At 40.2% G+C, this 12,345-nt stretch carries 14 protein-coding genes; 12 read left to right on the top strand and 2 right to left on the bottom strand.

What is annotated here, in order from left to right; translation table 11 throughout:
* Window positions 1-15 precede the first annotated feature (15 nt).
* From NFHSH190041_RS01185 to NFHSH190041_RS01130, 12 genes are all read left to right on the top strand, one after another.
* The gene (locus NFHSH190041_RS01185; RefSeq protein WP_261923508.1) at window positions 16-1,071 is read left to right on the top strand and encodes a CDP-glycerol--glycerophosphate glycerophosphotransferase; all 1,056 of its coding nucleotides are present in this window, start codon (window positions 16-18) and stop codon (window positions 1,069-1,071) included.
* Window positions 1,072-1,178: 107 nt separating this feature from the next.
* Window positions 1,179-1,946 (top strand): glycosyltransferase family 2 protein, encoded by a 768-nt coding sequence (locus tag NFHSH190041_RS01180; RefSeq protein WP_261923507.1) that lies wholly within the window; start codon window positions 1,179-1,181, stop codon window positions 1,944-1,946.
* Window positions 1,947-1,996: 50 nt separating this feature from the next.
* Window positions 1,997-3,067, top strand: coding sequence for a dTDP-glucose 4,6-dehydratase (gene rfbB, locus NFHSH190041_RS01175; RefSeq protein WP_261923506.1), 1,071 nt, complete (start codon window positions 1,997-1,999; stop codon window positions 3,065-3,067).
* Window positions 3,064-3,951, top strand: coding sequence for a glucose-1-phosphate thymidylyltransferase RfbA (gene rfbA, locus NFHSH190041_RS01170; protein WP_261923505.1), 888 nt, complete (start codon window positions 3,064-3,066; stop codon window positions 3,949-3,951). The genes rfbB and rfbA overlap by 4 nt, the downstream gene beginning before the upstream one ends.
* Window positions 3,948-4,832 carry a dTDP-4-dehydrorhamnose reductase gene (gene rfbD / locus NFHSH190041_RS01165; protein WP_315972959.1) on the top strand — a complete coding sequence of 295 codons (885 nt, stop codon included), beginning with the start codon at window positions 3,948-3,950 and terminating at the stop codon, window positions 4,830-4,832. Before rfbA ends, rfbD begins: the two co-directional genes overlap by 4 nt.
* An 11-nt stretch (window positions 4,833-4,843) precedes the next feature.
* Complete coding sequence (gene rfbC, locus NFHSH190041_RS01160) at window positions 4,844-5,401, top strand: dTDP-4-dehydrorhamnose 3,5-epimerase (RefSeq protein WP_261923504.1); 558 nt, start codon at window positions 4,844-4,846, stop codon at window positions 5,399-5,401.
* Window positions 5,398-5,817 carry a sugar 3,4-ketoisomerase gene (locus NFHSH190041_RS01155; RefSeq protein WP_261923503.1) on the top strand — a complete coding sequence of 140 codons (420 nt, stop codon included), beginning with the start codon at window positions 5,398-5,400 and terminating at the stop codon, window positions 5,815-5,817. Before rfbC ends, NFHSH190041_RS01155 begins: the two co-directional genes overlap by 4 nt.
* Window positions 5,795-6,253, top strand: a complete 459-nt coding sequence (locus NFHSH190041_RS01150; RefSeq protein WP_261923502.1) for an acyltransferase — start codon at window positions 5,795-5,797, stop codon at window positions 6,251-6,253. Before NFHSH190041_RS01155 ends, NFHSH190041_RS01150 begins: the two co-directional genes overlap by 23 nt.
* A complete protein-coding gene (locus NFHSH190041_RS01145) occupies window positions 6,250-7,365 on the top strand; it encodes a DegT/DnrJ/EryC1/StrS family aminotransferase (RefSeq protein WP_261923501.1) in 1,116 nt (371 codons plus the stop codon). Before NFHSH190041_RS01150 ends, NFHSH190041_RS01145 begins: the two co-directional genes overlap by 4 nt.
* Before the next feature lie 19 nt (window positions 7,366-7,384).
* The gene (locus NFHSH190041_RS01140; RefSeq protein ID WP_261923500.1) at window positions 7,385-8,362 is read left to right on the top strand and encodes a glycosyltransferase family 2 protein; all 978 of its coding nucleotides are present in this window, start codon (window positions 7,385-7,387) and stop codon (window positions 8,360-8,362) included.
* A gap of 14 nt (window positions 8,363-8,376) precedes the next feature.
* Window positions 8,377-9,249, top strand: a complete 873-nt coding sequence (locus tag NFHSH190041_RS01135) for a glycosyltransferase (RefSeq protein ID WP_261923499.1) — start codon at window positions 8,377-8,379, stop codon at window positions 9,247-9,249.
* 1 nt (window position 9,250) lies between these two features.
* A complete protein-coding gene (locus NFHSH190041_RS01130) occupies window positions 9,251-10,309 on the top strand; it encodes an acyltransferase family protein (protein ID WP_261923498.1) in 1,059 nt (352 codons plus the stop codon).
* A gap of 38 nt (window positions 10,310-10,347) precedes the next feature.
* Here the strand turns inward: NFHSH190041_RS01130 and NFHSH190041_RS01125 are convergent, their stop codons facing one another.
* Window positions 10,348-11,205 carry a hypothetical protein gene (locus tag NFHSH190041_RS01125; RefSeq protein WP_261923497.1) on the bottom strand — a complete coding sequence of 286 codons (858 nt, stop codon included), beginning with the start codon at window positions 11,203-11,205 and terminating at the stop codon, window positions 10,348-10,350.
* Window positions 11,206-11,275: 70 nt separating this feature from the next.
* A complete protein-coding gene (locus NFHSH190041_RS01120) occupies window positions 11,276-12,325 on the bottom strand; it encodes a glycosyltransferase family 9 protein (RefSeq protein ID WP_261923496.1) in 1,050 nt (349 codons plus the stop codon).
* Between the last annotated feature and the right edge of the window lie 20 nt (window positions 12,326-12,345).

The following is a 12,345-nucleotide window of genomic DNA, read 5'->3' as shown; positions in this document are numbered from 1 at the left end:
TAGTCCTAATGAGTCATGTCAAAGAAATACCTAATGTATATATCGCAAAATTATGCATTTGCGATATTAAGACCCCTGCAGCAAACCATCCTAAAGCAGGGAGGAGAGGTGCGCTGGTTTTTGGAAGGAACAGAGGCCTCTCCTGAATACCTTGCAGATAATGAAATCCAGCTGACTAATATTGCCCAAATCAAAAACTGGCAACCTGACGCCGTATTCGTTCCCGGAAATGTCGTACCTCGCTTTATTCCAGGCATTAAAATTGGTGTATTTCATGGTTTTAATGCGGGGAAAATCAATCGGCGTGGTCGGGAAGATCACTTTGAAATCCGAGGCTGCTTCGACCTCTACTGTACTCAGGGGCCCGATACCACAGTAAAATTTCAAGAACTTGCCAGACAATATGGTTTCTTTGATGTTGTACAAACCGGTTGGCCAGCACTGGATCCACTATTTAGCCCGACATTAAATAACCCATATATTGATACACAAGATCAGCGCAAAACTGTATTGCTGTGCTCTACCTTTTCGCGCAATCTCACCTGTGCGCCCCATATTTTCAATCAAGTCAAACAACTGGCAGAAACTGGAAAATGGCGCTGGCTAGTACAATTTCATCCCAAAATGGCCAAAGAAACGGTAGAACTCTATAAAACCATACAGGGTCCTAACTTACGTTTTATTGAAACGGACAATGTCCTACCATTGCTGCAAGCAGCCGATGTGATGCTATGTGATACCTCATCAATTCTATTAATGTTCTTATTGCAACAAAAGCCTGTGGTTACCTTTAAAAATCAATCTCCTAATGATTGGCTGCTGAATATTACCCAACCAGAGGATATTGAACAGGCACTTGAATACGCATTAACTCGGCCAACCTCCCTAATGGAGGCGATTGCTAACTATAGTGAACAAATTCATCCTTACCATGATGGGTTATCCAGTCAACGGGTATTAGCTGCAACTAATCAGTTAATTACCTCCGGACGACAACATTTAAAACCTAAACCACTTAACTGTATCCGTGAATTTAAAATGCGCAAAAAGCTCCATCACTGGACATGGTAGGCTATTAAAACTATCACTTGTACACGTGGCATCAGTGAGAGCCTTCTGTATAATTCCGACACATTTTCCCGGCACATATTTTCTGCCATTGAATCACGGTCCAATAGATGAAAAAACATTCTCTTTCAGTCATTCTGATCACTAAAAATGAAGCCGATAGGGTCGCAACCTGTCTGGAGTCCGTTAAACAGATTGCCGATGAGATTATTGTTCTGGACAGTGGTTCAACAGATAAGACTGTTGATATCTGTCGTCGATACACAGATAAAGTTGAAATCACCGATTGGCCCGGCTTTGGTAAACAGAAACAGCGGGCATTAGATCGCGCCACATGCGACTGGGTATTGTCTATTGATGCGGATGAAGCATTAGACCCTAAGATGTGTGATGCTCTAACAAATCTGCTTTCCCAAGCAAACATCTCAGAAACCGCATTCAGGCTACCTTGGGGCGTCACGCTATACGGCAAAACCCTGAAATATGGCCGCAGTGCCCGCAGTGTATTACGGCTATTTAAACGGGATGGCGCCCGTTTTACCCTAGATGAAGTACACGAAACCGTGATTCCTGCAACAGGAGATACTGGCAAATTGGACGGTCTACTGCTGCATTATACCCACAGGGATTATGGCCATGGATTATACAAAGCCTCTCACTATGCTTGGCTTGGCTCACAAAAATATCACCGCAAGGGCAAAAAATCACACGGCCTATTTCTGGCGCTGTTACGGGGCTTTTGGACTTTTTTCCACATTTATATTCTTCGTCGCGGTTTTCTCGATGGCAAAATTGGTTTTATTGTCGCAATGACCTATGCCCAGGTGAATTTCAATAAGTATGTTGGTCTGTGGCTACTGGAACACAACAAAAACTGATTAATATCAGTGACATATATTTTGAGAAGATTTCAATCAGGCAAAATCACATGAAAATTTTAGTTACCGGCGGTGCCGGTTTTATTGGCAGTGCCGTAGTGCGGCATATTATTGAGCACACACAAGACAGTGTCGTCAATCTGGATAAGCTGACTTATGCCGGCAACTTGGAGTCGCTACTGACAGTTTCAGACTCTCCGCGATATCGTTTTGAGCAGGTTGATATCTGTGATAAAGCCGCCTTAATGCGCGTCTTTGCTGAACATCAACCTGATGCCGTCATGCATCTGGCCGCCGAGTCTCACGTCGATCGTTCCATTGATGGACCAGATGCGTTTATTCAAACTAATCTGGTTGGCACCTTTAACTTGCTGGAAGCAGCTCGCCACTATTGGCTGGGGCTAAACGCTGAGCAACAGGCGGCGTTCCGTTTTCACCATATCTCCACCGACGAAGTGTATGGTGATTTAGAGGGCACAGACGATCTCTTTACGGAGCAGACGTCTTATGCCCCCAGCAGCCCCTATTCCGCCTCCAAAGCCGGCTCTGATCACCTAGTGCGAGCCTGGGGTCGCACCTATGGGTTGCCGGTACTGGTTACCAACTGCTCAAATAACTATGGCCCTTATCACTTTCCGGAGAAACTTATTCCCCATGTGATCCTGAATGCCTTGGCAGGTAAACCATTGCCTGTCTACGGCAATGGCAGCCAAATTCGTGATTGGTTATATGTCGAAGATCATGCCCGGGCACTGTATCAGGTGGTGACGCAAGGTGAGATCGGTGAGACTTACAACATTGGTGGCCACAATGAGAAACGCAATATTGATGTGGTAGAGACCATTTGTGATCTGCTGGAAGAGTTGGCTCCGCAAAAACCCACTGGCGTATCACAATACCGGGATCTGATCACCTTTGTGACAGATCGTCCCGGTCATGATGCCCGCTATGCCATTGATGCGGGGAAAATCGCTACTGAGCTGGGCTGGACGCCACAGGAAAGCTTTGACAGTGGGATCCGTAAAACCGTGCTGTGGTACTTGAATAATGCACCTTGGTGGCAACGGGTTATCTCAGGCGAGTATCAGTTAACTCGTTTGGGTGAAGGAGTCAGCGCATGAAAGGCATCGTATTAGCCGGGGGTTCCGGTACCCGTCTGTATCCCCTGACGCGGGGCACATCCAAACAGCTGCTGCCGATTTATGATAAGCCCATGGTGTATTATCCACTGTCCACGCTGATGTTGGCAGGGATCCGAGAAATTCTGATTATCACGACACCTGAAGATCAAGCCAGTTTCCAGCGTCTGCTGGGAGATGGTTCAGATTATGGCATCACACTGGAATACAAGGTACAACCCTCTCCGGATGGCCTGGCGCAAGCTTTTATCATTGGTGAAGAATTTATCGGTGACGACAGTGTTTGCTTGGTGTTAGGTGATAATATTTTTTACGGTCAAAGCTTCAGTGACACCTTGCTGCGAGCCGCTGCTCGCGCTGATGGCGCCACCGTATTTGGCTATCAGGTGAAAGATCCTGAGCGCTTTGGGGTGGTCGAATTTGACGCGCAGATGAAAGCCGTGTCAATTGAAGAAAAACCCACTACCCCCAAATCTGATTATGCTGTCACCGGATTGTATTTTTACGATAACCGAGTAGTGCAATGGGCAAAAGAAGTGCAGCCTTCTGAGCGGGGTGAATTAGAAATCACCAGCCTGAATCAACGCTACCTGGAAGATGGCTCCCTCAATGTCGAGTTACTGGGGCGAGGCTTTGCTTGGCTGGATACCGGTACCCATGAAAGTCTGCATCAGGCATCAGCCTTTGTGCAGACCATTGAGCATGTACAAGGGCTGAAAGTCGCTTGCCTAGAAGAAATCGCGTGGCGTCAGAGGTGGCTGAGTGATGAGCGCATGCTTCAAATTGCCAAACCCATGATGAAAAATGATTACGGTCGCTACCTATGTCGTTTGGTGGCAGAAAAGCAGCAAAAGGCCAAATTATGATCAAGGTGGTGATTACTGGTTGCCAAGGGCAGGTGGGGCAGTGTCTGGTGCAACAATTATCTCAACATGCGCACATTGAGGTCATCGCCCTGGCCCGAGATGCACTGGATATCAGTGATCAGTCAGCGGTGCAGCGCTTGATGGATACGCTCAAACCGACAGTCATCATCAATGCCGCCGCTTACACTGCCGTCGATAAGGCGGAGCAGGATAAAGCCTTGGCCTTTGCTATTAATGCCAATGGCCCCGCTTATCTGGCGCAAGCGGCGGCCACGCATCATGCGTTGTTACTGCATATCTCAACGGATTATGTGTTTGATGGTTATCAGGCACAACCTTATCAGGAAAACGACCCAGTCAATCCGCAGTCCGTTTATGGGCAGAGTAAACTGGCCGGAGAGCAGGCAATTGTCAACAGCGACTGTCGTTATGTGATCCTGCGAACGGCATGGGTGTTTGACCGCCACAGTCATAATTTCGTCAACACCATGCTGCGATTGGCTCAACATCATACTGAATTAAATGTGGTGGCAGATCAATTCGGCGGCCCGACAGCCGCGCCAGATATTGCTGCCACATTGATTACCATCATGCAGCAATTGGAGCAGCGCCCGGACCTATCCGGAGGCATTTATCACTATGCTGGCAGCCCTTACTGCAGCTGGTATGAATTCGCGCGCTGGATATTTCAGACCGCTCAACAGCAAGGGCGGCTCCATACTGTCCCAACAGTCCATGCCATCACGACGGCGGAGTATCCGCTGCCAGCCACGCGGCCAGCCAATTCACGATTAGATTGCCGTAAAATCGAGCAAGATTTTGGCGTTGGCCCTTGTCAGTGGCAACAGGCTTTAGCCGTAATGCTCAGATCTGAGGCATAAGAGAAATCAATATGAATGTAATTGAAACGGCGATTCCGGACGTCAAAATTATCGAGCCCGCTGTGTTTGGTGATGAGCGGGGTTTTTTTATGGAAACCTGGCAGCAGCGACAATTTGAAGAGCAGGTGACAGGGAAACCAACTCAGTTTGTGCAGGATAACCATTCTAAATCTGCGCAAGGCATTTTACGTGGTTTACATTATCAGACTGCTCATACCCAGGGAAAACTGGTGCGAGTGGTGTCTGGCGAGGTGTTTGATGTGGCTGTCGACATACGTAAAACCTCCCCGACTTATGGTCAATGGATCGGAGTTTATCTTTCAGCGGAAAACAAACGTCAATTGTGGATCCCCGCCGGGTTTGCCCACGGCTTTTATGTCACCGGTGAGCAGGCTGAATTTGTCTATAAATGTACGGATTATTACGATCCAAGCAGTGAAGTCTCGATCTGCTGGGATGATGCTGATATCGGGATTAACTGGCCCCTATCCACGCCACCACAACTATCAACCAAAGACAGTCAGGGGATCGCATTTACCGATGTTATCCCGCTGGAGTTAAATGAATGAGCTTAATTAAGTTGATAACCTTTGATGTACATGGTGATGACAGAGGCAGTTTGATTGCGCTAGAGCAATATCAAAATATCCCATTTGACATCAAGCGCATTTATTACATTTTTGACACAAAACCGGGTGTCGCACGTGGATTTCATGCCCATAAAAATCTGCAACAGGTCGCGGTCTGTCTTAAAGGTCAGTGCCGAATTATGCTTGATGACGGACAACGGACTGACGACGTACTCCTGGATTCCCCAGCCAAAGGTCTGTTAATTGATGGATTGAAATGGCGGGAAATGCATGATTTCAGTGAAGACTGCGTCCTAATGGTACTGGCCAGTGAGGTGTATGATGAATCAGATTATATTCGCGACTATGACGATTTTAAGCGGGCTGTAAAAAATGAAAATTCACCGGTTAAGTGATGTGCAAAGCCACCATATAGGTAAAGGCACCCGTATTTGGCAATTTTCTGTTGTTTTGGAAAATGCCCGCATCGGAAAGGACTGCAATATCTGCGCTCACACTTTAATTGAAAATGATGTAATCATTGGAGATAACGTAACAATCAAGTCTGGGGTATATATTTGGGATGGAATTACGATAGAAGACAACGTATTCCTTGGCCCAAATGTCACTTTTACCAACGATAAATACCCAAGATCAAAGCAGTATCCAGAAGAGTTTATGCGAACAGTTATTAAAAAAGGGGCCTCAATTGGAGCCAATGCAACAGTCCTTCCAGGTATCATTCTCGGTGAAAACTGTATGATTGGTGCTGGCAGTGTTGTCACCAAAAACGTACCCGATAATGCAGTTGCTGTTGGCAATCCCGCTAAAATAGTTGAGTATTTAAAATGATTAATTTTTTAGATTTAAAAGCAATAAATGCACAATATGCTGATGAATTAAAATCTGCGTGTGCTCGAGTTATTGACTCTGGTTGGTTTATTATGGGTAAAGAGCTGGAAACATTTGAGCAGGCCTTTGCAGACTATTGTGGGGTAAAGCATACCATTGGTGTCGCGAATGGTTTAGATGCGTTGATATTAACCATTAGAGCGTGGAAAGAATTAGGCAAGTTGCACAGTGGTGATGAAATCATTGTACCGGCCAACACGTATATTGCCTCCATTTTGGCGATCACTGAAAATGATTTGGTGCCAGTATTGGTTGAGCCGGATGAACATACCTTTAATCTGACCGCCGAAGGGATTGCCGCAGCGATTACGCCAAAAACCAAAGCCATTTTACCTGTGCACTTATATGGTCAAATTGCCCCGATGACAGAAATCATGGCATTGGCAGAAGCACATCAATTATTGGTGCTCGAGGATTGTGCTCAAGCTCATGGTGCTGCAATTGCGGGGAAACGTGTTGGCAGTTGGGGAAATGCAGGCGGCTTCAGTTTCTATCCGGGAAAAAACCTTGGAGCGCTGGGGGATGCTGGTGCCATTACCACCAATGATGATGAACTGGCTACAGCGGTAAAAGCTTTGCGTAATTATGGCTCACTTGTCAAATATGAGAATCTGTATCAAGGGGTCAACTCTCGATTAGATGAGATACAGGCCGCCATGTTAAGTGTAAAACTGGCTTATCTGGATGGGGAAACCGCTCGTCGCCGAATGATTGCGAAACGCTATCTGGCCGAAATTAACCATCCACACATTACACTTCCTCGCTGGGAACGAGATGAAGAACATGTTTTTCACTTGTTTGTCATCCGCACCCAAGAGCGCAGTGCCCTAAAGCAATATTTGGCTGATAAAGGGATTCAAACAGTAATCCACTATCCGATTGCGCCGCATAAACAAGCTTGTTACCGTGCAATCAAGCATGAAGCATTACCCGTGACCGAGAAGATACATCAGCAGGTATTGAGCTTACCGATTGATCCGGTAATGACTGATGAACAAATTAGTTATGTCATTGAATCAATAAATCAATTTAAAATTAATAACGTAAACTAAGTAGAAATTTACTAAGAGCATGAAAACATTACCATTAGTCAGTGTACTAATCCCTTGTTATAACGTTGAAAAACACATAATAAATGCAATTTTATCATTAAACAATCAAACCTATAAGAATATAGAAATAATTTGTGTTGATGACGGTTCTACTGATAACACGAATAAAATAATAAAAGAAATACAATTAGAGTATAGTTTTGTCACGCTAATATCACAACAAAATAAAGGAATACTTGAGGCAAGAAGAACTGCACTTAATCATGCACAAGGGGATTTTATTGTACTTTTAGATGCTGATGATAAATTAGAAAGTAATGCGATTTATAACTCAATACAATGTTTACATGAACATAAATGTAATGCTGCTTTATTTGAAGTGTATAAAGTAACAGAAAATGAAACTCATCCTTTTATCATTTATACAGAACATAAAATTATTACAGGACTAGAAGCACTAAAGAGTTCTATTGGTTACTGGAAAATATCAAGTCTAGGTGTTTTTAAAAAAAGCGTATATGAAAAAGCATTTATTACCTTCGATAATATAAAGGTGGAAAGTTATAACTCTGATGAATTATTAGGAAGGATCGCTTTATTTGAATCTGACAAAATAATCTTAACAGATTCTAAATATTATTATACAACTAACTTATCTTCAAACACTTTAAGCTTTAAAATGGCATGGCTTGAAGTATTTAAAACTAATAAAACAATTAAAGAGTATCTAATAAATAATCAGATTTACGCTCAAATTCGCTCAGAGTTTTTTAATCATTACTCAATAGATTTTGTTAGAATGCAAAAACACTTTAGAAAAAATAAGAAATCCTTACCCAAAAAGGACTTAATAAAATATAGAAATATTTGTTTAAAAAGTATTAGAACTTTATCTTTTAAAGAATGGTTAGAATCTATTTTCAATAAAAACATACCTATAAAAAGAAAGTTAAAATTTCTGAAGTCTTACCTATCCTTAAAATTAACACTACTGTAACCAAAGGCAGGCAAATGGCAATAGTAGAAAATATATCAATTATTGTATTAACATATAATAACTGGAAGTTATTAAACAATGCATTAACTTCAATTTCAAACCAAAAGGCAGAAAACTATAATATAGAAGTTATTATATCTGATGATGGAACAAACGATTTTGATGTAAACTATGTAATTGAAATGCTTAAGACCCTAAAATTATATGATATAACTAAAATAATAATAAATAAAAATAATTTAGGAACAGTAAAATCATTTAACAATGCGATTAAAAGTGCAACCGGAAATATCATTATTCCCTTATCAGCCGATGATTTTTTTTATAATGAAATAAGCCTAAATAAAATAGTTGAATTTTTCAAAAAAAATCCATCAACTTTAATAGCAACATCGTTACAAGTACCATTCGATGAAGATAGAGAATATGCTCCACTAATTCAGAAAAAACACTATAACTTATTTGAAAATAATAATAAATTACTTAGACACATAACCATTAAAAGAAATATTATTTCTGGAGCCTCAACATATTATAGAAAAGAATTATTTTCAAAATATGGTTACTTTGATGAATCATACCGATTATTAGAAGATTATCCTTTTTACTTGAAGATATTAAGCAATGGTGAATCCATTGGATTAATTAAAGAAAAAACCGTTAAATATCGAAAAGGGGGAGTATCAACAGGTAATATAATACACCCTCAGCTTGATATTGATTTAAGAAAAGCAAGACGCTATTCACTAACCGTGACAAATATCAACATATTACGAAAAAGAAAATTAATATACAATAAAATAATGACAAAAGAAGAGCAATCAATAAATAAATTTAAATACATAGAACAATATTTAATGAACTATATAAAAAACATTTTTAAATAATATGAATATTCAATATCTAAATGAATTATCGAGAGATAAAAACAACAATTTTAACTTAATTAGATTTACGCTAGCTTTGATGGTTCTATTTAGTCATAGCTTTATCCTAATAGACTCTAAATTTAGTGCGCTTCAAAACTTTAATAACTTAGGAAAATCTTTTGGAGATATTGCTGTTGACATTTTCTTTATTATAAGTGGATTTTTAATCACAAAAAGTTATGTTAATCGGCGATCCTTATCAGCCTACTTAAAAGCAAGAGCACTCAGAATCTATCCTGCAGTTATTGTCATGACAATATTTTGCATCATTTTAGGCGTATTGAATACATCATACACACTAAAGCAGTTTTTTACTGATAGTGATATATACCAATTCTGGGTAAATAATTCTATTCTTTTATTCGGTATAAAACATGAATTACCAGGTTTATTCTATAACAATCCGTTTCCTAATGAAGTAAATGGCTCACTATGGACACTAAGATATGAGCTTAAAATGTATATTTTTATTGCTATTGCCTGCAGTTCACTGGCCTATTTAGCACAAAAATTTAACTATATAAATAGCAAATTTGTAATATTGCTTTTTACAATAGGAATGCTATGCATATACATAGCCAACCATAATTTTAGTTTTTTAAATAGTCACTATCCTAGATTGTTATATATGTTTTTTTGTGGTGCTACTTACTATTTATTTGCAGATAAAATATCTATAAATAAAAAAACATTTATTATATTTACAGTAGCGTTGATATTATCATCAATAACTAACATCTTAGCATTTGAAATATATTGTATAACTATTCCATATATAATATTTTTTCTAGCTTATATCCCTAAAGGCTTTATCCTTAACTACAATAAACTTGGGGATTATTCATATGGATTTTATATTTATGCATTCCCTATACAACAAACAATTGTTCATTTATACCCAACTATTTCTATTGAAGGAATGATTTTATGGTCTTTTTCACTAACGCTTGTAATGGCTATATTATCTTGGCATTTTATTGAAGCGCCCTTCTTAGCAAAAAAGTATCATACTAAATAATTAGAAAAGCCCAAGAAAATTTACTCTTGGGCTAGAATTTAATATTTATAATGCTTTCCACTAAAGTATGCCTTTAATAAATACTTAGGCAATATTTTTTGCTTCTTATTTCTTAGTTGTTTAATTAAGCTTGCAAGAGTTTCTTTAAGCAATAAAAAAATGCTAACTGAAAATGGCTTATAATATCTCAGTCTTAAACCAATATCATATGACATTTCTTTTAATCTAAACTCAGTAACAGTATCACTTTCTTTTTTTAGTTTTGATAATGAATGTTCAAATCCAGAAATAACTTTAATACTGCGACTTAAATTACTTTGTTTAATTCGGAAGAAGAAGGTTGAATCAACACCATAAAAATAAAATCTCTCATCAAAAATATCATTATGGTCTGCTATTAATTTTTTAGTTATTTCTGCACCGACAACTAATCCACTACCAATACCAAAAAACTTATCTTTATCTGATACCTGTTCGCCAACAAAGCATAATTTCCTATTTTTTTTAGGAAATGTTTGCTTATCTCCAGAAAAGATCTGAGGCACGCCAATATCTTTAGTGGTCAAGTTAAAAGCCCTATCGATATAATTTTGATTTAATTGAGAATCATCATCTAGAATAATGTACTTATCACTAGCATAGTTAGTGATAAATTGATTGTATATTTTTGATAATGATTCATTAGTTATTGTTTCTCGAATAACAACATCAAATCCTAATAATTCAAAATCTGAAACATGACGCTCCTGCAGTAATTCTGGTCCATTATTCCAGATAACCAATAGATTGTTTCCTACAGGAACTTTTTGTTTTCTTATAGAGTTAAGTGTTTCAGATGCTGAAATTTCTTTACCATATAACAAAACCAAAAATGCTGCTGAGTAATTATTTTCCATCTAAAAACCTTAAATATAATGTTCAATAGCTATAAATTAAACATTGCGAAAATATGCTAGCTTAACGCTTTTAGTTCAGCTGATATTGTTCGACTATCTGTTCAATACAAGTTTCCACCTGCTGTAATGAGATCTGTGCCATCAAATCCCCGCCTTTAGCCCGGGTACCCCATGGAATATTGCCGCTAGGGTGCTGTTGATTGATCACATCATCATAAACACTGGCAACATAATCTCGATATAAATAGGGCCCGGTACGGCCCGGATTAGAGTGGGCATATAATCCAATAACTGGCGTTCCTTGGGTTACTGCCATGTGAGCAGGCCCGGTATCCGGCGCAATCACTAATGAAGCCTGTTTCAACAATGCCAACATCTGCGTCAAACTGGTTTGGCCCACTAAATTGGTTATCTCTGTTTGGCTCGCCGCCATAATCTCTGTCGCTAACTGCTGCTCATGCGCGGCAGGGCCGCCACATAGCAATACCCTAAAGCCTTTAGTAGCAACATAATCCGCAATTGCGGCATAACGCTCAGGTAACCAGTTTCGTTCAGCTTTGCTGGCAGCTGGACAAATAATCACACTTTTACTCTTGTCACTGATATGACTCCGAGCAAACTCAGTATCTGCAAGAGGAACCGGAATATGCCAACGGGGAGTCAGATCGGTCACCCCCAGTTTCTGCGCAAAGCCCATAAAACCATCTAAGACATGGGGTTGATGCTGCGGCGCAATCTGGCAATTAGTAACCAAGAACTGCCCTTCTTTCGCTCTGGCTTTATCAAACCCAATACGCACTTTGGCCGAGATCATCAACGATGCAATCGTTGCTCGCAGCGCCACCTGCATATGTAACAGTACATCAAAATGCCGTCCTTTTAATGCCTTGCGCAATTCACTGTAGCTACGCCAACCTTTAGTCTTGTCAAAAATAACAAACTCGATCCCAGGCAGGTGTTTTAGCAACTGATATTCAACTTTGCCGATCACCCAGGTAATAGGTAAATCAGGATATTGCCGTTGAATCGCTTGCACCATGGCAACCGCATGACAGACATCGCCAATGGCAGATAGGCGTAACATGCATAGGGAACGGATATTCGATAAGTTCAGGCTCATACTCTGCAGGACAGGTGGAC

This window comes from Shewanella sp. NFH-SH190041 (assembly GCF_024363255.1).
In the GTDB taxonomy this organism is placed as follows: domain Bacteria; phylum Pseudomonadota; class Gammaproteobacteria; order Enterobacterales; family Shewanellaceae; genus Shewanella.
Note: the sequence above shows the minus strand (reverse complement) of the source record. Positions and strands in the feature narration are given on the sequence as shown.

Excerpts from the sequence above, each read along its gene's own strand:
- NFHSH190041_RS01180 (WP_261923507.1), top strand. The coding sequence starts at position 1,179 with ATGAAAAAACATTCTCTTTCAGTCATTCTGATCACTAAAAATGAAGCC.
- NFHSH190041_RS01130 (WP_261923498.1), top strand. The coding sequence starts at position 9,251 with ATGAATATTCAATATCTAAATGAATTATCGAGAGATAAAAACAACAAT.
- NFHSH190041_RS01125 (WP_261923497.1), bottom strand. The coding sequence starts at position 11,205 with ATGGAAAATAATTACTCAGCAGCATTTTTGGTTTTGTTATATGGTAAA.
- NFHSH190041_RS01140 (WP_261923500.1), top strand. The coding sequence starts at position 7,385 with ATGAAAACATTACCATTAGTCAGTGTACTAATCCCTTGTTATAACGTT.
- rfbA (WP_261923505.1), top strand. The coding sequence starts at position 3,064 with ATGAAAGGCATCGTATTAGCCGGGGGTTCCGGTACCCGTCTGTATCCC.
- NFHSH190041_RS01135 (WP_261923499.1), top strand. The coding sequence starts at position 8,377 with ATGGCAATAGTAGAAAATATATCAATTATTGTATTAACATATAATAAC.
- rfbB (WP_261923506.1), top strand. The coding sequence starts at position 1,997 with ATGAAAATTTTAGTTACCGGCGGTGCCGGTTTTATTGGCAGTGCCGTA.
- rfbD (WP_315972959.1), top strand. The coding sequence starts at position 3,948 with ATGATCAAGGTGGTGATTACTGGTTGCCAAGGGCAGGTGGGGCAGTGT.
- NFHSH190041_RS01150 (WP_261923502.1), top strand. The coding sequence starts at position 5,795 with ATGAAAATTCACCGGTTAAGTGATGTGCAAAGCCACCATATAGGTAAA.
- rfbC (WP_261923504.1), top strand. The coding sequence starts at position 4,844 with ATGAATGTAATTGAAACGGCGATTCCGGACGTCAAAATTATCGAGCCC.
- NFHSH190041_RS01120 (WP_261923496.1), bottom strand. The coding sequence starts at position 12,325 with ATGAGCCTGAACTTATCGAATATCCGTTCCCTATGCATGTTACGCCTA.
- NFHSH190041_RS01145 (WP_261923501.1), top strand. The coding sequence starts at position 6,250 with ATGATTAATTTTTTAGATTTAAAAGCAATAAATGCACAATATGCTGAT.
- NFHSH190041_RS01155 (WP_261923503.1), top strand. The coding sequence starts at position 5,398 with ATGAGCTTAATTAAGTTGATAACCTTTGATGTACATGGTGATGACAGA.
- NFHSH190041_RS01185 (WP_261923508.1), top strand. The coding sequence starts at position 16 with ATGTCAAAGAAATACCTAATGTATATATCGCAAAATTATGCATTTGCG.